Origin of the sequence: Alkalihalobacillus sp. BA299, assembly GCF_017745675.1 — a bacterium.
Classification (GTDB): Bacteria; Bacillota; Bacilli; order Bacillales; family Bacillaceae_F; genus Alkalihalobacterium.
In genome coordinates this window covers 1-25,189 of sequence record NZ_JAFLJM010000013.1, presented here as the reverse complement: position 1 = coordinate 25,189, position 25,189 = coordinate 1, and the positions used below count along the sequence as shown (strand labels likewise).

Genomic DNA, 25,189 nt, shown 5'->3' with positions numbered 1-25,189 from the left:
GATTAATACGTTTTGATTGACAATTTCATCACGCGTATTCTTTGGTAAATACGCTGGTAAATAATCTGCAGCTCCGGCTACTTCTAAGAAAATACTAATTCGATTTCCTTCAATATATGGCCGCTTTTTCAAGCGATAGCCTGGTACATATTTCTGAACGGCCTGCTCCGCATGTTCAAGCGCCGCGACTAAAGCCTCTTCATCTTTCACATGCTCCTTTAGTAGTAGATGAATTGTGTCATTCATCATAATTGGCGGCTCCGCAGGATTTAAAATCAGAATCGTTTTGCCATGCTTCGCTCCTCCAACTACCTCAATTGCATTATTCGTTGTTTTAATAAATTCATCGATATTTGCACGTGTTGCCGGTCCTGCACTTTTACTAGCAATGGTTGCAACAATTTCTGCATTTTCTACTTGGTAAAGTTGAGAAACCGTATGAATCATTGGAATTGTTGCCTGTCCACCACAAGTCAACATATTGACATTCCCTGCTTCTATATGCTCCATTAAATTCACTGAAGGTACTGTTAATGGTCCAATTGCAGCTGGTGTGAGATCTACTACTTGCTTGCCATGTGCCTTTAATTTTTCTGCATGTACTTTATGTCCATAAGCACTCGTTGCATCAAATACAATATCTGCTAATTCAGAGGTTTCTAAAAACCCATCCAATCCAGTTGCAATAGCAGCATATCCCGCTTCTTTCGCTCTTCTTAAAACGCTCTATTTTTTTCATCAAATCATTCCCAATATTACCCGACCCTAAAATGGCTACTTCTACCTTGGTCATATCGCTTAGCCCCTTCCTTGTTTTTCCACTTTACTCATTACAACCCGATTACGCTGTGTACCTAAATGAATATGACCATCTTCACTAAAAATAGTCGCTTCGATTACATCGTTATGGCGTAAATAGCGGTTAGATTGCAGCTGATTTTCTACAAATAGTTGTTTTTTTTCTTTGAAGTTTAAAGTTTTATCTTGTAAAATTTGAACCATTTCTTCATTCAATGTAAGACCCACACCGCCAGTTGTTCCTGTTAAAATCACATCTCCTGGATGTAAATCGAGTAGCTGTGAAAACTCTGTTAACGTTTCAGCAGGTTTATATAGTAATTGAATAGTGCTTGCTTGTTGTCTAACTTCTTCATTCACCTTCAATATAATTTCCAAGTTATGAATACACTGAATTTCATCTTCATCAAGTAAATAAACATAGGGGCCTGCAGGTGCGAAAGTACGATAACTTTTCCCTTTTAACCATTGCCCTTCCAGCATTTGAACATCTCTCGCTGAGATATCATTCATTATGACAAGTCCAGCTACATAATCAGCTAGATTTCCCTCTGTTACGTGCACCGCTTCTTGAATGGTCTGCTTTATCACAAGTCCAAGTTCAATCTCATAATCAAGCAACTCTACATGAGGCGGGCAAATAATATCTGATGTTGCAGATGTTAAACTGCTTGATGCTTTTGAAAAGAATAAATTAAATGGAGGTTTATTGGCATCTAGACCACATTCCTCCCTGTGGGTTCCATAATTGGCTCCCAGACAGAAGAGTTGAGCATCTTTCGTAATCGGACTACAAATATTAACAGTCTCTTTTACTTGCTCTTTATCTTCAATTTCATAGATTTTTGATTGGATGATTTCTTTTAGTGGCTGATCGCTGGAGATGCGGTAAAGCTTTTCATTTTCCTCTATCCCCCATGAAATCTCATCATTCAAAGAATATCGAATTAGCTTTACACCCATTCCTTTTCCTCCCTTCTCTATTAACAAGCGGCTATTCTACTATCGAATAACCACTTAATACTAAAATCAGCTGATTATCCCCAGCCAATTCCTTGGTAGCCATATAAATTACGACCATAAGAATAAACAGCATCTTCATATAATGAAGTAACATGCGATGCAACTGCAATAATGTCACGTACAAATACTTCGATCGTGTCATTTTTCGTTAGTGCTGCTCCACCAAGTGACACCATTACTGTTGTAGCGATATCTTGACTAATTTTAATAATTTCAGCGCGTATTGCAGAAAACTCACCCTTTTCATAAGGACCTTCCGTTTCATATGTCGCTAACAACTCATAATATTGATCCATTAAGCCAATAGCTTTTTTATATTGCAGCATAAGCTTAGCTAGAATTCGCTGACTGCGTGGAGAATCTTTTTCATTCTCTCCATGCAGGCGTACACGAGCCTCGGTTCGCTTCTTATATTCATCGATTAAACGCTTTGCACCACCTAATGCCATATTAGGGAAGCCCAGATAGAACGCCGAGAAGAATGGTACATGATAGAATGGATAATCAGAATCATAATTAGAACCCTCTGGCGGACGGCGTGTATCATTCGCAACCTCAAGTCTTAAAATACGACTTCTCGGAATAAATACATCGGTTGCAACAACTTGATTACTACCTGAACCACGAAGTCCAAATGTATCCCAGTTTATATTTACTTGTACTTCGTCTTTACGTATGAAGCACATAAGAAATTCAGGACGATCTGACTCCGGCAATTGAGCAAAGCCACCTAATCCTATCCATTTTGCAAATGCAACGCCGCTTGTATAGTTATACGTCCCAGTTAAACGGATCCCCCCCTCTACAACAGTCATTTGACCTACTGGTGCGAAAACATCTACAATTAAATCTTCAGATTTTACGATTTCATCTCTTCCCTCCTGCGGAAGATGTGAAGGTAAAGAATTGTGTAATGGAAAGAAATAACCTACCCAAGCAGCTGAAATATTATGATAGGCAATTGTGCGCACAATTGCCCCTAAGCCACGCAGTGAAATTTGAGGTCCTCCATATTCTTTTGGTAACATTGTACGCGTAATACCAGATTCAATTAATTTATCTACAAAGTTTTGAGAAACAGATGCATTCTGCTCTGAAGTAACTAATTCTGATTCAGCAAGTTGACCCGCTTCACGAGCTTTTTCAATCAATTTCAATTCAGTTTCAGTAAATACCTTATTCGATGCCTGCATTTGAACTTTCATATACTATCCCCTCGTATATTTTAATTTTTTTAGAAAAATTCTCTCACCGCTGATAAGAACTCATTCTTTTTCTCTATCTGAATCCAATGTCCACATTGAGTAAATAACCGTAATTGAGCATTTGGTAAATAGTTCATCATACTGAGACTGCTTTCCTTTGCAACAAAACGATCATGATAGCCTTGTAATAGCATAAATGGTTGTTTCATTTGTTTTAAAGCATTTGGTGGAATAAGATTTTCACCTGGTCCAGGGAACATATGATGATTATATGATTCTTGAATTTCTGGTTTTTGTACCATCTCAAAGCGGATTTTTAAAATATCATCTAAAGAATCCTGTATCAGTGTCGGATCATATACAAACCAAGTAGTAAGATTACGTAAATTTTCGAAAGTTGGATTTTTATAAAAACCGACCATGCGTAAAATTTCAGGAGTTGGTGGAGCTTCCCCACCTGCACTTCCCATTAACATGACCTTTTTAACTCTTTCTGGTGCATGTAGCACAACATTTAATGTTACATATCCACCCATTGAGTTCCCGATTAGATTAAATTCTTGAATATTCTTTTTATCTAATAGTTCAAGAACTTGATCCACCCGGCATTGCGTCCATTCCCAAAATGTTTTAGGGTGTTTTTCCGGATGCTGCGTATGACCAAACCCATACATATCAGGCGCAATAACATGATATTCTTCAGAAAGTTCATTAAGGATAGGTTGCCAATTACTAACTGAATTGGCACCCGGTCCTGATCCATGTAAAAATACTAGCACCTCTTTATTTTCTGTTCCGGCTTCACAATAGAAAGTTTTGTAATTTCCTGTATCAAGAATGTCAGTTTGATATCCCATATTGATGCCTCCTAGGCTTCCGTTGATTCTTCATTACCAATTACTGCATCTTGTCCCCAATAAGTTAAACCAACTTTTAAATCCTCAGGAGTCCACTGAACAGCCTCCCAGTCAGGTTCAAAAATCAAATAACTTCCTGAAAACAGTTCTATACGGTGATTACTTCCTGGGTCTTTAACATATAAGTAAATTGCCTGAGAAATACCATGTTTACCTGGCCCAACAAACTCAATACCATTTTCACTTAAAATATCAGCTGCACGTAAAATGTCTTGTGCATTATCCAACCAATAAGCAAGATGGTGTAACCGATTTGGTGTTTCAGCTTCTGGCTCAGCCATAACAGCTATATCATGAACTAACGGCGTTACACTCAACCACCCAGCTTGAATAACACCATTTCCTAAATCTACATATTCACGCAGTTTAAATCCTAAATTATCAATTAACCATTTATGAATTACAGCTGGATCTTGAGAAGTCGCTAAATTCACATGGTCGAATCGTCTTGGGGAAGCCCCTTTACGCCATGATTTATATACTTGATTTTTAAGCACTGACTTACGGTCTTGGTCTGGTTTCGTTTTTTCCATTTCATAGTAAATTTCAAATGGATGTTCACTTGGTAATTGGAAACGGATCGCTCTACCTTGTCCGGCTTCAACACCTTTTTCAACCCAAGTTATATTAGCTCCAGCAGCATCTAACATTTCAGCAAATTTTTCTACATCTTCAGGACGTTTTGTACGCCATGCAATGTGATCTACTTTCGATTTTTCTCCTTGTGTTAACGACAATGTATGATGCTCAAAATCTCCCCAGGCTCTTAAATAATGTGTACCACTTACTTCCTCTGTTTCTTCGAGACCTAATACTTCAGTAAAGAACCATAATGATTTCTTTAAATCTGGAGTAATTAATGCGATATGGCCTAGCTTTGCGATTTCTGGTAACATAAATACATCCTCCTGTGAAAAATAAATTTATTTACAACATCAGCATACAAAAGATAAAATATTCTAACAACACACTATTCGATCGGAAATGAAAGCGCATTCAGTACTATTCGTTTGGTATGGAAATAAAGAAATATTAGGATAAACGACAATAAATGGTTTATTAATGAGTATTTCATAAGGAGGATGTTAAGTGAGTTCGCAAATTGTAAATATCAATAAGACTACCTTTCAATCTGAATATACAGAAGACGAGATGGATTACATCGTCATTACAAAGGCGATTGCCCATTTACGAAATGAATTAATAAACACTGTTGATGATGAAAAAGCTAGAGAACTAATGTTCAATTATGGTTATGAATTGGGAAAAACAGATGCCATGTTAATGAGAGATAAATATTTCAATATTAAGGAATTAATTAACCAAGGTCCTATTCGTCATTGTAAGAAAGGACATATTAAAGGTTCTATTTTCGAAGGATATCTCGAGCTTTACGGGGATGATACAATTAAAACCATTCACGGTACTGGAACATGGCAACAATCATTTGAAGCAATTGAGCATTTAAAACAATTTGGACAAAGCGATAAACCAGTTTGTCATACACTAGTTGGCTTTGCTACAGGTTACATGAGTACGATTTGTCAGTTTGAAGTAAATGTTGTGGAAAAAAATTGCGTGGCAAAAGGGGATAAAAATTGCACTTGGGAGATATATACAGTGCAACCATTAATAGAAAAAGCATCTAAAGAAAATCCACCAGAGAAGAACTTCGATTTAATTGAATTAAGTAATATTCAAAACAAATTAATTCAATCGATAACAGATGGCGCTTCTATCGAGGAGGTTCTCCAACAAGCATTTCTTGCTTTAGACCGTAAATTTGTGATTGAAGATATCTTTTTTAATGTTGCACATTCTATCGGTTTTAATAAAAACGAGATAGATCTTATCCAACAAGATATGTATAAATATGATCAACAACAGCGTCAACAATTAGGTGCTAATTTCTTTGAACAACGTCAACAACTCACATTTAACAAAAAAGTAATTGAACTTGATCACCATACGCGATTATGTAATACAATCGTTATCCAAAATAAGGTAGTAGCTTATTTATCAATAATAAATAGTCAAGAAAATCTATTTATATCAAATGATTATTTAATTCTTACCAAAATTTCAAATGTAATTTCAATTCTCTTAATGGCCAATCAAATTAAGACCAATTCAAGTGAAACGGATGAAAATCACTTTACTCACAATTTAATCAATAATAAGCACGCCAATTACAATGAAATCCTTTCCAAATCACGTTTTTTCAACATCGATGTCACTGAAAAATACACGATTGCAGTCTTTAGATGGCATAAAAACATTGACCCTATTCAACAAGAAATGGAGCACTATATTCGAAAACAACTCTCAAAATATCGTATCCTAATAACCAATAAAGAACAGGAAATCATCACGATAATTTTCCATCGTCTGAATAGTGAAGAGGAAGTCGGCTCATTTTTAAAAAATCTTCATCAATTGATGTGCAGGCAATTTCCAAATCATCCTCTACAAATTGGTTATAGCAATATGGGTCATTCTATAAACGAAGCAAATTCACATTATCATGAGGCATCACTTGCACTACTTTCCGATTCAAACGGTTCAATCGCTGCCTTTAAAAACATTAGTATCCTCTCAATTTTTATAAATGAATCAAATAGTGATCACATTATACAAATATCGAAGCATAAATTCGCTCCTATCCTTAGTTTAAAGGAGCAAAAGAGCAAGGAATTATTACAAACACTTTATGTCTATTTAAATAATAATTTGAAAATCGAAGCAACAATGCGTATTTTAAACATTTCTAAAAGTGGTCTACTATATCGTTTAGATAACATTAAAAACTATTTGGAATCTGACTTAAAAGATCCAAATGAAAACTTTCAATATTTACTATTATTAAAAGCTATAGAAATCTCCTCCCACAAGATTAATTTAATTGAAGGCGACATCGAATTGAATATTTTATTATAAAATATCGAATTTACTAAGCTTTAAATACTAAATATAAATATATGTACAACATTCAAAACAGACTAACATTAGTAGTCAAACCAAGGCCATGATTTGTGCTACTATTTTTTTATAGTAGGGGGCCTACCAACAAAACGCGATTATCTGTACTATGAAAATCATTAGTATTTAAAGTATTTAAAGAATAAAAATTGATTGAAAAGTTATTTTAGATACTTGATATCTTAACTCTGTAAACAATGTATTCAATGTAAAAACCTTATGAAATAAAGACTTTTCACTACTAAGTATAGATAAACGCGGATTTACAACGTTTAGAAAATTACATTATTAAAAGTTCCAATTTCTCATCATTAATATGAGAAATTGGAATTTTTTCGTTACTCCAGAAAAGCGCCCGATTATGGAAGTTCATTACGCAAAGCCTTATTAAACAAAAGCCCCCGATAACGCAATAACCGCCACCTTTTAGCTTCGTGCCAATTCTTTACTGTCATCATCTTATGGTGCACGTAGGTTCTCATCAATGGTTTGAATAGTAATCTCTCTGTTCATATTGGTGAAGCCTATTAATTCCTTCCTATTTTCAAATAGATACTGAAATCCATATAAGAAAAAGGCCTTATAAAAGAAGTACAAGAAGAATTGAAGTTCATTAAACCAAACTAATTTATACACTTTTAATTTTGTAAACAACCTTGTAATCGGAAATGTAAAAATTGCTTGAAAAAGAGCATTTAGCATAATAAATTTTTTAAAATTTCCGTATGTCCATTTTAATGACAATAAAGACATCACCAACATTGGACCTATGAGAAAAGGAAATTCATTTGAAATAGTCGACTGTGGTTTATTATAAAATGACCACCATCTGCGTTGTTTTCCGATTTGGAGATCAAAAATAGTTAAAAGGATTGCAAGGGTCGATGCTGGAAGAAATCTCTTTATGCTACGTTTTCCCACTAAGGGAAGTGATAACCATGATATTAAGACCATTGCAATATTAAATAACCATTGATTTTTTAATGACATATTCGCTCCCTCCTTTACTTCTTCTTAGAATTTTCTTTCCTCACTAAAAATATTCTGTTCTATATACGGTCTGAAACTTAATTATTTTGCAATTCTGCTTCGTTAAGTACATTCCTTCACATTAATTCATAAATTGGTGGCACCTCTTCTCCCCAATCGCTTGGATTAGTGCCTGGACTGAATAATTCTGTAAATTGATCAGGTATCTTCATTTCTTCTCCAGTGAAATGAAAGGCGAACTTTTCTTGCACGACATATATATGCCCGAGATTCCATTTAATATTGTTATTGAATCCTTCTGGAATGGAAAGTGATGTCTCATCATTCATTTCTGCCACATGACCAATCGTATTATCCCGAACAAACCTTAATTGTTTAAAGATATAGTTTTCCACTTTATTCCCTCCTGAACATTCTTAATCATATCCAAAATGTAGGATATTCCCGGTTACTGCGCAAATTATTAATAATCAACGCAAAGAAAACAATTATCACCGAGCCGATTAATACCGGTGTAATTAAGTAACTCCAACTGTACGCGCCCAGCATAACAACAAGTGGGTCTGCCCCTGCTGGTGGGTGAGTCGTTTTTGTAATCATCATAAACGCAATCGCTAAACCGACAGCTAAACCAATCATCCAAGGTTCATTACCCAATAACTGATATATGGCTAATCCAACGAATGTTGAAACAAAATGTCCCCCAATAATATTTCTCGGCTGTGATAAAGGCGCGTTCCATGCACCAAATGCCAACACACAGCTAGCACCAAAGGGAGCCATTAACCATACGGCTGCTGTCATGTTTGTTAAAACCACTAACGCAAAAATGGTTAAAAATCCCCCGATTAACCCGGTTATTATGTCCTTTACATTTACCTTTAATGGACTTCTCCCTTTCCCTTTCATTTTAGATAAATAACGTACGTGAAATAAATGTGCTTCTTCTCGCTTTACTGTTGTAGCGCGATCCATTATTTCCCCTCCTTCTACTTATTTTTTACTTTACATCAATATAACTAACCTGTCAAAACGTATTTTAGGGGTTAGTTATATTGTATGCAAAAAAACCAACTCTTGAAATAAGTCGGTTCTTCATCATTCGTCGGATTTACTTTGTTGAAACCGTGCTGCTTTTTTTCTGTTTCCGCATATTTTCATTGAACACCACTTGCGTCTTCCACTTTCATCAATAAATAAAAGTACACAATCCGGATTGGAGCATCGTTTGAGGGAGGACAGCTTTTTTGTTTCAATTAAAGTTAATATATCAAAGGCAATCAACGATAAAAGGGCATCCTCTACCTCACCAACAGGAATGGGAATCAATTTTTTATCCATTAATTTATAAGTGAATGGTGCTTTTTCGACAGTTTTTTCTAAAAAAGCAATAAATTGATCTGAAAATGACTGTCCATCTGCTATTAATTCAAAATAGTCTCTTAAAACAGTCCGCATTTCTAGAATACATAATAATACTTGTCCAATCCTCTCTTTGACCTTTAAGAATAGCTGATCATCCCAATAAGAGTTTTCCTCTTTTATTACATGAAGCCAGTCCATCAAATCCTCTTCCGAGAGCAATAAATCCTGACGTTGACCACGTCTTACTATTTCCGTGTTCACTAAATCAAGAGAAAGATAACCTGATATAAGTGGAAATTTGTTTGCTTCAGTCATTAAGTTTACCTCCCAATTTCCCTATTATATTCTAACCATTAAAATAATCGTTGAAAGGTTATATAATCATTATATCTTATTTTAGATTCATATTAGCCAGCTACTTATCAAGTAAACTATTTCCAAATATGTGAATATACTCAATCTTTTACTCCATAAAAAATGAAAAGGCACTCCGTATAGAGTACGAACCTTTTCATTTCAAAACGATCAATTATTCATTTAAAAGTATTTGCTATAGAAATCTTGTCTTTCCCTCATTATATTTATACTCAGCACCAACAGATGGTTGAGAAACTCCATTCTTTTTCCAAACTACCCACGCTGATTGGCCAGGCTCAACAGGCCATGTTGTAATATTAACATATACATTCTCTCCAGCTACAGGATCTCTAGGAGCTCGTTCAGTAGCCTGAACACCGTACAATGCATCATCCCCATATGGGTTGTGATATACTCCATCAATTGCAAATACATTAGAGCCAAAAGATGTTATTACTAAAATGAAAATTGTTAAAGAGATAAAAGGCAACTGTACTTTCTTCAAATTAACTCCTTTAATCTATAAATTTTTTCCCTAATCGGTACCTTACCTTTTTTAGAAGCCAACGACACCCTTTAAAGAACTACTAGTGTTCTATATTTCTGAAGTTTTATTTACTCCAACGACTCTAACTTTATTCACTCCATTAATCTGTACTTTTTTATCTTCGTGTGATGTATTTGTATATTTAATTAAGAACTCTCTTCGATTTGAAACTACATCAATAACTACTTTGTCTTCTTTATTTCTAACTGTTATTTTCCACATTTCACCTAAATGGTCTTTTCCATTGTAAACAAATGATTGATCCGTAGCGATATGAATTACTGGATATTCATATGAATCTATTGAGTTTCCGACAAAGCTTCCTAATTCTCTTTTCTCTTTTGAAACATTAGTAATCAAAACACTATTATTTCTTTGAAATACTGGAACTTCCATCAATGGCACATCAACCTCAATATAATGATTACCGTTATGGACTTCTTTATTGAATAAACCTACCCACTTGCCTGAAGGTAAGTAAACAGAACGTTTTTCAGAATTCTCCTTAATAACAGGAGCAACCAGTAAGTTCTCACCAAAGAAATATTGATCATACATATTAAACGTTTTAGGATCATCTGGACATTCCAGCATCATTGCTCTCATTAATGGGATACCTTGAGAAACTGATAATTTTGCTTGTTCTGTAATATAAGGAAGTAAATTCATTCGAACATTCGCAAAGTATCTATATCCCGAAATAGCACGTTCATCCCCTGTTCGTTCTGCAATATTCCATGGTGTACGGTCTTGATTAAATTCCGCTTTACTTTCTGCGTGATACTGCATGATTGGACAGAAGGCCGCCATTTGAGCAGAACGAATGAATAATTCGGAAGAAGGAATCTCCCCATTAAATCCGGCTAAATCCCAGCCCCACATAATAATACCACTTAAACCGGATGATAGACCTGCTATTAAGGACCGCTTGAAAGCAGCAAAAGTAGAACGTTCATCTCCAGCCCAGTGTGCAGGGAACTTTTGAGCGCCTGTATAGCCTGATCTACTAAATGTCATGGCATCGTTAGGTCGATGCTTTTGAGCGAAATTATAGTAAGCTTCAATATAATCGTTTGGGTATTCATTTCGCATCTCACTGCCTAATCGACTATCTGCAAAGCGGATTGTATCTCCAAATACCATTTCACCGCCATCCGTTTTAAATCCAGCTACTCCGATATTTAACAAATATTGTCTTTTATCAAACCACCATTTTGCACCTTCTGGGTTGGAAAAATCCATTAATAAACTTTCTTTAAACCACCCTTCAGGCATTCGATAGGGTTCCATGTTATTGTCTTTAATATAGTATCCCTTCTCTAACATGTAGGACTCATCATTATCCTTTTGCGGATGATGTTGTCGATTTAAGTACTTCATAATTGGAATTTGCCATAAAATTAATTCCATCCCATTATCATTAATAAAATCTACTAACCCCTTTGGATTGGGCCATCTTCCCCATTCAGGATACGTAAAATCTTTATAAGATAATGGTGAACTACCATCTGTTGGAGAATATATTGCGTCATTAAAAATATAGTAAGTTGTCTCATCACTCCATTGTTCCAATACTAAAACCGTAGATGGAATTTTCAGTTCTGTTGTTTTCTTCACTTGCTCACGGACTACACTGTCCCGGTCCCAATTATTACTCGACATCCATGGACCTAACGCCCAAACAGGCAGCATGTCTGCAGGACCTGTATCGTTTGTAAATCTACTAACAACCTCTATAGGAGTTCCTTTATAAAATTGTAATGTAGTCGTCTCTTTATCTTTATAATGGTGATCGATTGAAATGATCAGTACATCATCAAAACGCTTTGCAAAATCGAATTTCGTGTAATGACTCGTTTTCACATGTAATCCATAGTTTAAAGAGCTTATAAAAAAAGGAATAGGCATGTATGTTCTTGCACCTTGGTCTCGATATTGGTTGTACACGTAACAATCTAATTGTTCACCTCTATATTCCAACTGGTGATAACGTTCTCCCATTCCAAAAAATCGTTCATCTAAAGGACTATGAAATCGCAGAGAGAGGTCAACCCACTTTCCCATATTGTCAACCAAAATCTGTATCGGTGCTACATAAGGGTCTTCAACTAAAAGGGGCAGCTTTTGATCTGCCAACACATGATTTGGCTTAAGTGACCCCTTTTGTTCTTCATAAACATTCGCTTTTTGAATCTCTAGTACTTGTTTTTTTGTATCTATAAATAGAGCCAGTGGTATGCTTATGTCTTTTGGCCAAAACTTGAATTGATAATGATTAATTTGTTTTCCTGCAAGATTACGTAGCTCTACTTTTTTTAAAGGAAAAAATACATAGTCAGGGGTTCTCAACGTCTGATTTTCCCCTACCCATTCAATAAAATACGATACCTTAGTATGAGCAGCAAATAATCCAATATTTGCTCTCCAATATGGTTCGTCTCCGGTAATATAGTCTGCTTTTATTTTACTTTCATTTGAACCGTGAACAACATATACAAAAGCAGATGCTTTACTCGAAAATGGAGCAGTAAATTGTACCGTAACTTCTTCATTTTCAATTGGCTTATGAGGTACTCGTTCATACAATTGTGGTTCATACCTATTTTCATTCCCATAAGGTACGTGAGTGATTAATGTAACTTCCTCTAAGGATAAATAGTGGTTTATTATGCTTTGAACATGTGACGAAACTAAGTTTGAAGGATTTCTAGAAAGCTTCAAATAATGTTTTGATTTTGATTGGTCCCCTTTTTCAAGAAAGTACCAAGATAATAAGGCAGCCCCAAAATCTGTATGAGTTTTATCAAGAGGAGAAGCTGATACAATATCACCTTGTACTAACGAATTTTCAATATCTTTTACCGCTTCTACCATGACTAAATCTTCTGGCGAAAAGAGTCCAAACGGCAGTACAGATAAAAGCAAATCTGTAGATGCAAACGGGTGATTGGGTGAACAAATCACCATCCCACCTTTTAATTGCCCTTCGAATACACGATCTCTTATCGCTGTTGCCGTTTGTTGGATACTAGGGTTGTAACCGATATTCTTTAAATTAACTAATGAAGAATAATAGATTGCTAAATGTAGAGTGAAGATATCATTTGAAAACGGCAAGTAAAGATGCGCTTGTGGCTTATTCCAGTTTCCTTCTATAAGTTCCACTGACGTCTCGATAAAGGACTCAAACTCTGACATTAGTTCTGTTTCACCAAAACGCAAAACTTGTTCAGCTAAAAGCCAAGTCCATAATGAATGCTCAATTGCAGTAGTTGATGCGGTACGGGAAATGACAGCCCTTAATGCTGACTTCGCCTCTTGTTCGTTATTATTTAACTGTAAATGGTGTATTTCAAAAAACTCTGTTATAAGTCTCTCTTGCTTTTTACTTATTACACTCACCCTTTTACCTCCAATTTCAAATCAGGTTTTGTTAATAAATGCTTCCCAATTGAAACAGCAGAAATAAATTCTGCACAAGCCCATGTAAGCGGGTTAATAAAACAAATATCTTCTGAATTCCCATCGATCGCTTCAGGCAATAACCCGTACGCATTTGAGTGTTCAAGCATCCAATGAACAATGGAGACATAATTATTATCATTACCAACCAGCGCTTGACACTGAGCGTTTGCAGCGGTATTAAATATCCAAGGTCCATGATGGTACTCTTGTTCACTGTAGCCTATTCCATATTCAAAAAACGATTGGTTATTTAGAGATGAATCTATCATTTCTCTAAATTTATCTGAAATTGGGTAACCATATAAAGGGCCAAAGTATTGTGGAGTATCATACTTTCTCACTAATTCATCATCATACAATACATAACCATATCCATACCGCTTCTGTTCATCAATCCACATTCCTTCTTCAATATGTTCTGTAATTGATGTTGCAAGGTTTCTCCATATCGTTTCATGCACATCATCTTTTGATATGTTCGATACACAAACCCCGTTGGACTCTCTTTATAGACATTTGTTTCTTCTATATCTTCCACTAATATCTATATCCGACTATTCCAATGCCAGGATATTGTTTTTCCATTTATGAACCTCCTCTTGACCAAATGCAAAATACAATGAATATGCTAAAAATCCAGCGCATGTAGCAAAATGTTCTCCTGTCTCTGATACACCTGTATTTTCGTTAATACTCTCGCATGCAATACCATTATCTAAAGGTGTTCTCATTAATAACTCTTTTGCTTGTTCTTCCCTGCCCGAGAGTAGACTGTTAGCGATGGACAATACCCATGGATGATCGGCATGTTCACACCCTAACTCTTCAAATGCACAACCATTAAAGGCATGAGGGAATCGTTCTGACCGAATCAGGTTAACGGTATTCTGATAAATAGAGTCTTCAGAAGAACAAAAGCCATAATAGAAAAGTAATTGTAAACTCCCAGGTGGTTCATCATAGATGTTGTGGTTCCCCTCACAATCAATGGACCATGCAAAATAATCACCAAACTCATTGTCTTTAAAAATGCAATGAGAATAAATGGCCTGTTTAATTAATTGTGCTTTTTCCTCAAATGATTGGTTAGGTAGTGTTTGGGTATGGGATGAAAAATCATGAAGAATCATATAGGTTCTCCATACCAAAACATTATTGTATGTCAAATACGGTAATACAATAGGGTCATCAGTTGGCTGAAGAAACGTACTATATAGATGCAAATCTGGGTGTTTGTTTTCCTCTAATCTTTCTAAAACTAATTCAATACTTTCTTTAACAAAACTTTTCTCTAAGTAAGAGTAATCATTTGTTTTCTGAACATACATAGACAGCGCTATAATAGGTGCGCATAATTCATCTAGTTCAAAGCCAGGCTCAAGCACAATACCATCAATATATCGACTATGAATACCGATGTTTTTTCTTTGTGTGGTAAAAACATAAGTTAACATTTCTTTTGCTCTTTTTTCATCTACTTGTAATATCATTGGAAAGCTCCACAATAGACTATCACGATCCCAATATGCTGCCGATACATAATACCGAGGGCTTCTTGATGTAACTAATACATCTTCTTCTGTATCAAATGTTAAACCCGTTGCATAAAAGTAATTGAAAAACGCATTAACATTCATGATCTCTTCGACTTTTTCTTCTTCAGAAATTTGGAGCTTTCGATCGGATAACCATGTAATTGAACGCTCTAAAAGCGTATCAACCGTTTGTCTTTTCATTTCCTTTGCAGAGGTTGCAGCTCCCACTTCTTCTAATCCAACCCCCCAATATACAACAAGTGTTTGTTCTTCATAGGGATTTACATCTACATTTCTACTAAAATGAAATCTTGTAGAATTCGGACTTACTTTTTCCCACTCTTCATGATCTAACGCTTCATTAAACATTGGCGCTAATGACAGTTGAGACGTTTCTGTATGCAATTCCATAACGTGAGAGTGATTCCATCCACTAGCAAATGTGTGTAATTTACCATTAAAACTCCGTGATTCATTTATGGTGTGATAGGTTTGACTCCATTCACCTTCAAAACCAAAAGAAATCTGTTTTTTTTGCGAAGATTGATTTGTCACTTTTAATTCATAATAAAATCCTCTTTCTCCGACCGGTGCATGAATGGTTCCTGAAAATTGAATGTCTTTTTCATTGCCTTTATAACTGGGTATCCAATAGTTTTGACGTTCCCACTCCAATGTATCAAACTGGACTTGCTGATTATCTACCTCAATAAATGGTGAAATAAATGGCTGACCTACCATTTCTAATAACCCTCTGTATTTCATACTCATCACATTAATACTCTCAATTGAACCATCTTCTCGTAGAGTAGGAATTGATACCATTTCATTTCCAGTAGGAATATATTTTGCTTCTTTTATAGATATAGACATAGTAGCCTCCTTTTTATTTTTACGTTCATTTAACGGGAGAAGCAGGATACCTTCTTCTCCCGTTTATCCATAGATAGTCCTTTAATCAACTAACGATTGAATTTGAGGCTGAAGATCATTTAACGCTTCTTCAGGTGTCTTTTCACCAAATTTAACTAAATCTAGTTCCTTCCCAAATGCGTCCGTTAGTTTATTCCACTCTTCGATTACTGGTGGTACAACTAATGAATCTAGCGCTTCAAATACGACTTCCTTGCTTTCTGGTGGTGTTTGTTGTAAGTAGGCATCTACTAACTCTGTATTACTAACAGCTGGTAATTCCCATGAGCTATCAACTCGAATTTTAGCTGCATCCTCACTAGCACTCATAAACTTTAACCATTTCCACGCAGCTTCAGGGTGCTCCGTATCTTTATGTGCTGCTAACCCGTTTGCAAAGAAGTGATGTGCTTTTTGGGTATTTCCTGGTTCTAATGCAATATCCCACTCGAACGGTACATCTCCAAATGAACCCATCATCCAAATTCCAGTTCTAAGCATTGCAATCTTTCCAGCTTTAAATAGGTCTCCATCAGATTGACCTGACATTTCTGCATCAGATGGTGTAACGTCATATTTATGAACTTTATCAATCATCCATTGAAGAGCCGCAATGTTCTCAGCACTATTAACAGTTGCTTCCGTTTTATCTGTGTTAAAGATTGATCCGCCATTTTGTTCAATTGTTTTATAGAACTCCCAAAATTGAATTGGTGCATAGGTTCCATAGATTCCATTGTCTTTGTTCGTTAATTTTTTAGCAGCTTCCAATTCATCTTCCCACGTCCAATCAGCTGAAGGATAATCAACACCCGCTTCATCAAATAAGTCCTTATTATAATAAAGGACAACATTTGAGAAGGACTCTACCATTCCATATTGCTTCCCATTGTGTTGAAATGCCTTAAAAGCTTCTTGATTAATTTGAGATGGATCAAAATCTGAATCAGTTTTAATTAACTCATCAAGCGGTAACAACACATCTTTAGACGCATAATTAACAAAGCTCTCATAATTTAATTCAAATGTATCAGGAGCTGAACCACCCGCTAAGCGTGTTTGAAGTTTCGTAAAATAATCGTCGAAAGATGCCATTTCATAATTAATCTTGATGTTGGGATTCTCTGCTTCGAATGCTGAAATCATTTTTTGTAAATCCTCTTCATGTTGTTCTCCTGGAGAAAATGTAAAGTAGTCAATGGTTACAACGTCTTCGCCATCATCTGATACACTCGTTGTTTCCTTATTTTCACTTCCTTCTTTTGATTTATTACTTGCTTCATTGGAGGAAGTATCTGTTTGACTACAACCTACAATTGCCAAAAATAACGCTATACATATAAAAGCTAAAAACTTAAATAAATTTCTCATTTTTCATACCCCCTGTTCAAGATTAAATAAAATATGAATCAATGACCACGACTTATCGACACACTTACTTTTAGCTGGGTGTTACCACCTCCTTAAAAGGGATCTATCGCCTCTTATTCTTTCATACCACTCAGCGTAATCCCCTGTATAAAGTACCGTTGCGCGAATAAATAAACCGCTAAAACAGGAATTACACTAATCACTACACCAGCCATCATTAAATTCCAATCTGTTTCCCACCTTCCTTGAAGTAAAGATAATCCTAATGGAAGTGTCATCATTTCTGGGTCGCTTACAACGATAAGCGGCCATAAAAAGTTATTCCATGATTGCATAAATGAAAAGATAGCCAGTGTGGCAAGAGCTGGTTTCGCTAGTGGCAAGATGATTTGCCAAAAGACGCGGAAGTGACTAGCTCCATCTATGAAAGCAGCTTCTTCTAATTCTTTTGGTATTCCTAAAAAGAATTGCCTAAGTAAGAAAGTTCCAAATGCGTTAAAAATCCCTGGTAAAATAAGACCTTGATATGTGTCGAGCCATCCTAAATATTTCATTAATATAAACTGAGGTGTCATTGTTACTTGTGTAGGAACCATTAACGTCGCTAAATAAATAATGAAAATCATATTTCTTCCCTTAAATTCAAGTCTTGCAAAAGCATAGGCTGCCATAGAGCATAATAAGATTTGTCCTAACGTAGAGGTAATAGCAACAAAAAGGGAATTCCAAAGAAATTTAAATACCGGAAAAGCTTCAGCAACTCTCACATAATTTCCCCAGTTTATTTCATCAGGGATAACTTGAGGCGGTAAAACCATAGTAGAACCTGATGTTTTAAGTGAAGTTGACACCATCCAAATAAACGGAATCAGCATGATAGCAGCCCCAAGTATTAATATTGTGTAAAATAAAACTCGTTTAAAAATTATCTTATAATCTATTTTTCTAGTTTGTATATAAACTGGGTCTGTTTGTGTTTGTAATTGTTTTTTAGTTTCCATTGCTAACCATCCTTTTTTGAAACCAAATTTGGATAATAGTTACAATAAAAATAATGAGGAATAAAATCCATGATATTGCAGATGCGTAACCCATTTCAAAATAACGGAATGCATGGTTATAGATTCGCTCTACAATGACACTTGTTGATCCAGCGGGACCTCCATCTGTCATAATCATGATTTGATCAAACACCTGAAATGAGTTGATTAACGAGATAACAGTTACAAAAAATGTTGTTGAACTTAATAATGGTAGTGTAATATGCCAAAATTTCTGCCAAGGGGTTGCTCCATCCATATCAGCTGCTTCATAATAACTTGATGAAATACCTTGAAGTCCAGCAAGGTAAATAACCATTACAAAGCCTAGGTCTTTCCAAGCACTAGTTAAAATAACTGCTGGCATCGCCCAACTCGGGTCTTGCAGCCACGCTGGGCCCGTAATTCCTACCCAGGAAAGAGCATAGTTTACCAAACCATAAACTGGATTAAATAACCACTTCCAAATAAGCGATACCGCTACCCAAGAAGTAATAACAGGTACAAAATAAGCTGCTCGAAAAAAAGTTCTTCCTTTAATCTTCTGATTTAAAATTAATGCAATAGCTAAAGCACCAACAATGACGAGTGGTAGATACCCTCCAATAAAATAAAACGTATGTCCTAATGCAGCCCAAAAATCTCGGTCAGACATTAAAGCCACATAGTTATCAAAGCCTACCCATTCAGGGCTAGATAACAGGTCCCATTCGGTAAAACTGATGCCTAGCGAAGCAACGATAGGAACCCCAATAAAAAATAGGAAACCTAGAAGGTTAGGTAGTAAGAATGCGCTTACAATTAAAACCTTTTTAATCCCTCTATCACCAACCATGTTTGTCACTCCTTTTTATGAACTAACTAGAGAATTTGTTTCTTCATAGATTGGGGGTTGAAATAATTGATTAATTGCCTGTAATGCAGCACCTTGTAACCACGCATCATCCCCAAGATCGGATAATACAATTTCACTGTCGAAGGAATCTTTAAAGAAATTGTTTTTAGATTTTTCGATTGCTTTTTCAATGAAATAGTCTTTTCCTAGAAGAGCCTCTCCAATTAAAACAATTTTTTTAGGGTTGAAGGTGTTAATAGCATTAATAAGGCCAACACTCAAATATTTACTCACTTGTTCAAAAAGAACAAATGCCAACGGGTCACCATTCTCAGCAGCTCTCGTAATCGTTTCATAGTTTATGTTTTCACGGAAAAGGTCACTGTTTGGATATCTTGAAAAAAACTCTTGTGCGGTCAAGTTTAGTGACTGATTCGACAAATAAGTCTCTAGACAACCATTTTGGCCGCAATAGCACGGTCTTCCATCTACACTTATGATGGAATGTCCAAATTCCCCTGCTCCACCATATTCACCTTTATATAATTTATTATCGATGACAAAGCCGGCACCAATTCCATCACCAATTGAGATACAAATAAATTGATTACTATTCCTTCCATATCCGAATTCAAGCTCTGCATAAGTATAAACATTTACATCATTATCGATTAAAACTGGTAATTGAAATTCTTCTTTCAAAGGAGCGGCTAAATTAACATTATCCCAGTTTAGGAGCGGAGAACTTAGAACTACACCTTCTTTTCCATTTACTAATCCTGATACTGCTATTCCGATTCCGATTAAATTATTAGTTTCTAAATGATTTTCTTCAAGGAGTTGGTTGATTGTGTCTTTCATGAGGTTGATGATAAGTTGAGTATCTAAAGAAGATTCAAAGTAGATTTCTTTCTTTTCAATGATGTTTGCTTGTAGATCGGTGAGTGCAAATATTAAGTGGTCTTTCATAACCTTTATACCAATTGCATTGGCAAATAATTTATTAAACTCTAATAAAATCGCTTTCCTTCCACCTGTCGAGCTTGCTTCTCCAATCTCATTAACTAAATCGAAGTTCATTAGCTCTTCTATAATTTTTGTCATTGTTGATTGACCCAATTTTGTTATTTTAGCTAAGTCAGTACGGCTAATGGGACCATTACGCCTTATTGCATTAATCACTGCTGATCTATTCAAATCCTTGATTAAGTTTTTATCTGCCTTCCTGAGTTTGGACATGATATTTACTCCTTACTGGTTTTTTCTGTTAAATACACAATAACTTACTTTCTTCAATGAAGCAAGTATTTTTTCTGATTTTTTTGTAAATTGTATATTACTCACTAATTACTTAGGGAGTTTGTTTTGTGTATATAAGAAGCAACAGAGAATGGTTATAGGCTTTAATCCTTGGAATTACTCCTTTACCGTCTGTTGCATTCATTCTAGTAAGCTTAGTGACAGCGTTACTACTCTAGACCGCAAAGTATAGTTTTCATCCTCTAATCAATAGATTACACTCAAAATAGTAATTATTTTAAGATTAGGGGAAGAGGATTTATGAAACGAAATTGGAATGAAGATGAGCTACTAGAACATTTTGTAGTAGTACCAATTGAAAGAAACTGATTGGTAATAAAACAGGGGCAAGTCGTTTAGGATTTACAGTATTATTAAAGTATTTTCATATACCCTACTTGCTATCTTATTTTCGTAACGTCATGGGAACTCATTGATTATTTAGCTGATTTATTGGATGAAATTACGCTTAAGTTCGGAAATAAGGCCAAGCATACTACCCGAAAAGAAGCAGTAAAAGAATTAGAAAGAGTCCAAGGGAAAAATAAACATATTGTCAATTTATTGAAAGCGACCATGGATCACCCGGAAGGAGTCATTCAAGATACTCTATTCCCTATTGTTAGCGCCTTCACTATTCAAGATATTATAAAAGATATGACAAAAAATAATCGGGAGTACAAAAGAAAAAGTCTATACAAAGACGCACGCTTCTTATCGTGGATATTATCGAAATGCTTTTTCTAATATTTTAATGAATCTTACTTTTCGGTCCAACAATCAATTTCATCAGCCAGTGATTAAAGCCATCCAACGACGGCTTCTTCTAAGTTTATATGGATTAGGAACGAATGCAGGTTTGAAAGCTGTTTCTGCTGGAAACTACCTAGAGAGTTATCGGAAACTTCGGTATATCCGTCAAAAATTTATTCATAAATATCATTTGCGAAAAGCTAATGCAGAGGTTACCAATCATATTATCTACCATCGACAGAAAGAAGTTTGGGGAGAAGCTACTACTGCATGTCCTTCCGCTTCAAAACATTTTGGATCTTTGGATCAGAACCTGCTTTCCGAATGGCATCCTCGTTATAAGAGGCAGGGAGTTATGATCTATTGGCATACAGATCGAAAATCGGCATGTATTTATTCTCAGCTTAAGTCCTGTCTTTCTTCCGAAGTGGCTGCGATGATAGAAGGGGGCCTTCGTCACTGCACAGATATGGAAATCGATCGAAATTATGTCGATACACACGGGCAAAGTGTGGTTGCTTTTGCTTTTTGTCATCTGCTTGGTTTTAAACTGATGCCACGCTTCAAAGAATATCGGTTCTCAAAAGTTATATCTCCAGAAACTGGCATGAATGAGGAATATCCTCACCTGCAACCGGTTTTAAGTAGACCGATTAATTGGGGGCTATAGAGACATCACTTCCAAAAAGATTAACGGAAGTTTTAACAATTTCCATGCTGGTATGACCTAGAATAGTTTGTAATTCAAATATATTAGCACCTTGTTGAACACTTAATTTTGCAAATGTATGTCTAAAAGTGTGACAACTACATCTTACATCTTTTAGGTTAGCCATATCTCCATATTAGATGCGTTGCTGTATTCCCCTTTTAGTTAGCCTAGTACCATCAACAGTTACAAATAAGGCTTCACTTTCAACATAACCACGTATTGCAATATATTTCTTTAGCTGTTGTTTCATTTCTTTTTGAATTGGAACCAATCGTTCGCGGTAACTTTTTGCATTCCTTATTATTATCATGTTATCTTCCCAACGGATATCATCTAAAGAAAGTCCAGCTAACTCATTTACCCTAATTCCAGTTTCAAGCATCAGCAACATAATTGAATAATCAAGTACACCAGTGAATGTCTTTAAGTCTGGTTGTTTGAATAATTTTTTTAATTGGTCTTTAGTAAATGTTGCTATTTCACAGTCCTTAACAAATAAATCAATCGCTTCAGAAAATGAATCAACATAAGATTTTGATTTCTTCTCAATAACAGCTAATTCACTATCGTCTAAAATATTTTTATGTCTTGCCATAGCCAATTCCTCCCAACGGTGAACACGATTTTAATATAATTTGTCGTGTGAAAATCAGCTAAAAAAAACAATAAAAAACGCCTTCCTACTATTTGTAGAAAGACGTTGTAAACGTTGGTATTACTTAATTCTTCTGTAATTAACGATATGTAAAAGTAAAGAATAGAAGTACCGGTGGTCGGGGTCGAACCGACACTCCAGAAGGAACACGATTTTGAGTCGTGCGCGTCTGCCAATTCCGCCACACCGGCCAATCGATAGATTTTTTGTTTGGTAAACATAAATATGGTGCCGAGGGCCGGACTTGAACCGGCACGGTAGTCACCTACCGCAGGATTTTAAGTCCTGTGTGTCTGCCAATTCCACCACCCCGGCTAGGACTTTACTGCTATTTAAATGGAGGCGGCACCCGGATTCGAACCGGGGATAAGGGTTTTGCAGACCCGTGCCTTACCACTTGGCTATGCCGCCATTTTTAAAATTTTGGAGCGGAAGACGGGACTCGAACCCGCGACCCTCACCTTGGCAAGGTGATGTTCTACCACTGAACTACTTCCGCATAATGGCTGGGCTAGCAGGATTCGAACCTACGCATGACGGAGTCAAAGTCCGTTGCCTTACCGCTTGGCTATAGCCCAATGCTTTATAAGATATTAAAATGGCAGGGGCAGTAGGAATCGAACCCACACTGACGGTTTTGGAGACCGTAGTTCTACCTTTAAACTATGCCCCTACAATTTATACTACATGGTGGAGGGGGACGGATTCGAACCGCCGAACCCTCAGGGAGCGGATTTACAGTCCGCCGCGTTTAGCCACTTCGCTACCCCTCCATCATCTTAATGTTTATTATTATATCATATTAGATTAATGATCTAAAAGTAATTTTTAAAAGTATTCTTAAATACTCCTGGTGCCGGCGAGAGGACTTGAACCCCCAACCTACTGATTACAAGTCAGTTGCTCTACCAATTGAGCTACACCGGCATAAATGGTGGCTCGGGACGGAATCGAACCGCCGACACATGGATTTTCAGTCCATTGCTCTACCGACTGAGCTACCGAGCCTTATTCGGTCTGCGATAAGCTTCGAATCTCTTCGTCAACTTCCCTCACTCACGTCCTCATGTATTACTTATACATTCAGGTGTTCGTTTGGTTGTTTCCTCGAACTTCTTGCTTCTCTCAACCCTCTACTAATACACTAAAAATGGCGGTCCCGACGGGAATCGAACCCGCGATCTCCTGCGTGACAGGCAGGCATGTTAACCGCTACACCACGGGACCACTTTGGTTGCGGGGATAGGATTTGAACCTATGACCTTCGGGTTATGAGCCCGACGAGCTACCAGACTGCTCCACCCCGCGTCGTTATAAAGTTTACGGATGATGTTCACTCTCCGTAGAGTCTGACTGTTCCTTCCTCTTCCAGCTTTCCTTCGCAGTATATGCGTCGAAACAACTCGATGAATATTCATCGATGCATTGCTCGTTGCTCCACCCCACGTCGTTATTTAACTAATATATGGTGGAGGATGACGGGATCGAACCGCCGACCCCCTGCTTGTAAGGCAGGTGCTCTCCCAGCTGAGCTAATCCTCCATTCAGATTTTGATAAGCTGCGAATTTCTTCGTCACTTTCATTCTTACGGTACTCACGTATTAAGGATACGCTCCGTTTCCTTCAGAACTTCACTTCCTCGAACTTCTTGCTTCTAAAAATCTTCTTTAATTCATTTGGTGACCCGTACGGGATTCGAACCCGTGTTACCGCCGTGAAAGGGCGGTGTCTTAACCGCTTGACCAACGGGCCGTGTATCTCTATATTTAAATCCTCTGGCGGAGAGCGAGGGATTCGAACCCTCGAGACAGTTTATCACCGCCTACACGATTTCCAATCGTGCTCCTTCGGCCAGCTCGGACAGCTCTCCAATTTGGCTCCACAGGCAGGACTCGAACCTGCGACCGATCGGTTAACAGCCGATTGCTCTACCAACTGAGCTACTGTGGAATAATATAAGCCTAGCGACGTCCTACTCTCACAGGGGGAAGCCCCCAACTACCATCGGCGCTGAAAAGCTTAACTTCCGTGTTCGGCATGGGAACGGGTGTGACCTCTTCGCTATCGCCACTAGACTCTACGGATTTTGATAAGCTGCGATTTTCCTCGTCAGCTGCAATTCTTGCGGTGCTCACGTATTAATGACATACGCTCCGCTCCTCAGAATTTTGCTTCCTTGAACTTCTTGCTTCTGAAAATCCTTTTAAAATTGTGATAAGCTGCGATTTTCTTCGTGCTTAAATTATTGAGAGTGATTCTCTCAAAACTGGATAATGTGCTAGATCAAGTTCAACGCTTTTCTATTTGGATAAGTCCTCGACCGATTAGTATCTCTCAGCTCCACGTGTCACCACGCTTCCACCCGAGACCTATCAACCTCATCATCTCTAAGGGGTCTTACTTACTTGACGTAATGGGAAATCTCATCTT

At 36.7% G+C, this 25,189-nt stretch carries 17 protein-coding genes, 15 tRNA genes, 2 rRNA genes and 3 pseudogenes; 2 read left to right on the top strand and 35 right to left on the bottom strand.

What is annotated here, in order from left to right; all coding sequences use genetic code 11:
• Window positions 1-48 precede the first annotated feature (48 nt).
• The 5 genes and pseudogenes from J0N78_RS16720 to J0N78_RS16700 form a co-directional block, all read right to left on the bottom strand.
• Window positions 49-793, bottom strand: a pseudogene (locus J0N78_RS16720) (acetaldehyde dehydrogenase (acetylating)); the annotation flags it as partial.
• 5 nt (window positions 794-798) lie between these two features.
• Window positions 799-1,761 carry a fumarylacetoacetate hydrolase family protein gene (locus tag J0N78_RS16715; protein WP_209124221.1) on the bottom strand — a complete coding sequence of 321 codons (963 nt, stop codon included), beginning with the start codon at window positions 1,759-1,761 and terminating at the stop codon, window positions 799-801.
• 74 nt (window positions 1,762-1,835) lie between these two features.
• Window positions 1,836-3,026 (bottom strand): acyl-CoA dehydrogenase family protein, encoded by a 1,191-nt coding sequence (locus J0N78_RS16710; protein WP_247747387.1) that lies wholly within the window; start codon window positions 3,024-3,026, stop codon window positions 1,836-1,838.
• A gap of 29 nt (window positions 3,027-3,055) precedes the next feature.
• Window positions 3,056-3,883: an alpha/beta fold hydrolase gene (locus J0N78_RS16705; protein ID WP_209124220.1), complete on the bottom strand. Its 828-nt coding sequence runs from the start codon at window positions 3,881-3,883 to the stop codon at window positions 3,056-3,058.
• An 11-nt stretch (window positions 3,884-3,894) separates the two neighbouring features.
• Window positions 3,895-4,839 (bottom strand): VOC family protein, encoded by a 945-nt coding sequence (locus J0N78_RS16700; RefSeq protein ID WP_209124219.1) that lies wholly within the window; start codon window positions 4,837-4,839, stop codon window positions 3,895-3,897.
• Window positions 4,840-5,032: 193 nt separating this feature from the next.
• On the opposite strand from J0N78_RS16700, the gene J0N78_RS16695 reads away from it, so the two are divergent.
• A complete protein-coding gene (locus J0N78_RS16695; RefSeq protein WP_209124218.1) occupies window positions 5,033-6,880 on the top strand; it encodes a XylR N-terminal domain-containing protein in 1,848 nt (615 codons plus the stop codon).
• A 501-nt stretch (window positions 6,881-7,381) separates the two neighbouring features.
• Here J0N78_RS16695 and J0N78_RS16690 read toward each other — a convergent pair.
• The 12 genes from J0N78_RS16690 to J0N78_RS16635 all read right to left on the bottom strand — a co-directional run bounded on the left by J0N78_RS16690 (window position 7,382) and on the right by J0N78_RS16635 (window position 20,578).
• On the bottom strand, window positions 7,382-7,912 hold the full coding sequence (locus tag J0N78_RS16690; protein WP_209124217.1) for a hypothetical protein: 531 nt from the start codon (window positions 7,910-7,912) through the stop codon (window positions 7,382-7,384).
• Between the two features lie 116 nt (window positions 7,913-8,028).
• Complete coding sequence (locus tag J0N78_RS16685) at window positions 8,029-8,307, bottom strand: DinB family protein (RefSeq protein ID WP_307794959.1); 279 nt, start codon at window positions 8,305-8,307, stop codon at window positions 8,029-8,031.
• A 25-nt stretch (window positions 8,308-8,332) separates the two neighbouring features.
• On the bottom strand, window positions 8,333-8,887 hold the full coding sequence (locus tag J0N78_RS16680) for an HPP family protein (RefSeq protein WP_209124216.1): 555 nt from the start codon (window positions 8,885-8,887) through the stop codon (window positions 8,333-8,335).
• Between the two features lie 123 nt (window positions 8,888-9,010).
• The gene (locus J0N78_RS16675; protein WP_209124215.1) at window positions 9,011-9,592 is read right to left on the bottom strand and encodes a CGNR zinc finger domain-containing protein; all 582 of its coding nucleotides are present in this window, start codon (window positions 9,590-9,592) and stop codon (window positions 9,011-9,013) included.
• A 235-nt stretch (window positions 9,593-9,827) separates the two neighbouring features.
• Complete coding sequence (locus J0N78_RS16670; RefSeq protein ID WP_209124214.1) at window positions 9,828-10,139, bottom strand: hypothetical protein; 312 nt, start codon at window positions 10,137-10,139, stop codon at window positions 9,828-9,830.
• A gap of 90 nt (window positions 10,140-10,229) precedes the next feature.
• Window positions 10,230-13,583 carry a glycoside hydrolase family 31 protein gene (locus J0N78_RS26355; protein WP_209124213.1) on the bottom strand — a complete coding sequence of 1,118 codons (3,354 nt, stop codon included), beginning with the start codon at window positions 13,581-13,583 and terminating at the stop codon, window positions 10,230-10,232.
• A complete protein-coding gene (locus J0N78_RS16660) occupies window positions 13,580-14,107 on the bottom strand; it encodes a glycoside hydrolase family 15 protein (RefSeq protein WP_209124212.1) in 528 nt (175 codons plus the stop codon). The genes J0N78_RS26355 and J0N78_RS16660 overlap by 4 nt, the downstream gene beginning before the upstream one ends.
• A 93-nt stretch (window positions 14,108-14,200) precedes the next feature.
• Window positions 14,201-16,054, bottom strand: coding sequence for a glycoside hydrolase family 125 protein (locus J0N78_RS16655; RefSeq protein WP_209124211.1), 1,854 nt, complete (start codon window positions 16,052-16,054; stop codon window positions 14,201-14,203).
• Between the two features lie 81 nt (window positions 16,055-16,135).
• Window positions 16,136-17,464 (bottom strand): ABC transporter substrate-binding protein, encoded by a 1,329-nt coding sequence (locus J0N78_RS16650; RefSeq protein WP_209124210.1) that lies wholly within the window; start codon window positions 17,462-17,464, stop codon window positions 16,136-16,138.
• Between the two features lie 113 nt (window positions 17,465-17,577).
• On the bottom strand, window positions 17,578-18,339 hold the full coding sequence (locus J0N78_RS16645) for a carbohydrate ABC transporter permease (RefSeq protein WP_247747393.1): 762 nt from the start codon (window positions 18,337-18,339) through the stop codon (window positions 17,578-17,580).
• Between the two features lie 115 nt (window positions 18,340-18,454).
• Complete coding sequence (locus J0N78_RS16640) at window positions 18,455-19,339, bottom strand: carbohydrate ABC transporter permease (protein WP_209124208.1); 885 nt, start codon at window positions 19,337-19,339, stop codon at window positions 18,455-18,457.
• 15 nt (window positions 19,340-19,354) lie between these two features.
• Complete coding sequence (locus J0N78_RS16635) at window positions 19,355-20,578, bottom strand: ROK family transcriptional regulator (protein WP_209124207.1); 1,224 nt, start codon at window positions 20,576-20,578, stop codon at window positions 19,355-19,357.
• 448 nt (window positions 20,579-21,026) lie between these two features.
• On the opposite strand from J0N78_RS16635, the pseudogene J0N78_RS26685 reads away from it, so the two are divergent.
• Window positions 21,027-22,058 (top strand): annotated as a pseudogene (locus tag J0N78_RS26685) (Tn3 family transposase); the annotation flags it as partial.
• Here J0N78_RS26685 and J0N78_RS16625 read toward each other — a convergent pair.
• From J0N78_RS16625 to J0N78_RS16540, 18 genes and pseudogenes are all read right to left on the bottom strand, one after another.
• A pseudogene (locus tag J0N78_RS16625) lies at window positions 22,045-22,698 on the bottom strand (tyrosine-type recombinase/integrase). The pseudogenes J0N78_RS26685 and J0N78_RS16625 overlap by 14 nt on opposite strands.
• A gap of 169 nt (window positions 22,699-22,867) precedes the next feature.
• Window positions 22,868-22,949 (bottom strand) — tRNA-Leu (locus J0N78_RS16620).
• A 35-nt stretch (window positions 22,950-22,984) separates the two neighbouring features.
• A tRNA-Leu gene (locus J0N78_RS16615) sits at window positions 22,985-23,073 on the bottom strand.
• A gap of 22 nt (window positions 23,074-23,095) precedes the next feature.
• Window positions 23,096-23,169: transfer RNA gene (locus J0N78_RS16610), tRNA-Cys, on the bottom strand.
• A gap of 13 nt (window positions 23,170-23,182) precedes the next feature.
• Window positions 23,183-23,257 (bottom strand) — tRNA-Gly (locus tag J0N78_RS16605).
• Window positions 23,258-23,261: 4 nt separating this feature from the next.
• A tRNA-Gln gene (locus J0N78_RS16600) sits at window positions 23,262-23,336 on the bottom strand.
• 21 nt (window positions 23,337-23,357) lie between these two features.
• A tRNA-Trp gene (locus J0N78_RS16595) sits at window positions 23,358-23,431 on the bottom strand.
• Between the two features lie 15 nt (window positions 23,432-23,446).
• Window positions 23,447-23,531: transfer RNA gene (locus J0N78_RS16590), tRNA-Tyr, on the bottom strand.
• Between the two features lie 78 nt (window positions 23,532-23,609).
• A tRNA-Thr gene (locus J0N78_RS16585) sits at window positions 23,610-23,685 on the bottom strand.
• Window positions 23,686-23,690: 5 nt separating this feature from the next.
• Window positions 23,691-23,766 (bottom strand) — tRNA-Phe (locus tag J0N78_RS16580).
• Between the two features lie 143 nt (window positions 23,767-23,909).
• Window positions 23,910-23,985: transfer RNA gene (locus J0N78_RS16575), tRNA-Asp, on the bottom strand.
• A gap of 4 nt (window positions 23,986-23,989) precedes the next feature.
• A tRNA-Met gene (locus tag J0N78_RS16570) sits at window positions 23,990-24,066 on the bottom strand.
• Between the two features lie 158 nt (window positions 24,067-24,224).
• Window positions 24,225-24,300: transfer RNA gene (locus tag J0N78_RS16565), tRNA-Val, on the bottom strand.
• A 136-nt stretch (window positions 24,301-24,436) separates the two neighbouring features.
• Window positions 24,437-24,511 (bottom strand) — tRNA-Glu (locus J0N78_RS16560).
• A 24-nt stretch (window positions 24,512-24,535) separates the two neighbouring features.
• A tRNA-Ser gene (locus J0N78_RS16555) sits at window positions 24,536-24,629 on the bottom strand.
• A 4-nt stretch (window positions 24,630-24,633) separates the two neighbouring features.
• Window positions 24,634-24,709: transfer RNA gene (locus J0N78_RS16550), tRNA-Asn, on the bottom strand.
• Window positions 24,710-24,718: 9 nt separating this feature from the next.
• Window positions 24,719-24,834, bottom strand: a 5S ribosomal RNA gene (gene rrf, locus J0N78_RS16545).
• Between the two features lie 229 nt (window positions 24,835-25,063).
• Window positions 25,064-25,189: ribosomal RNA gene (locus J0N78_RS16540) — 23S ribosomal RNA — on the bottom strand; the annotation flags it as partial.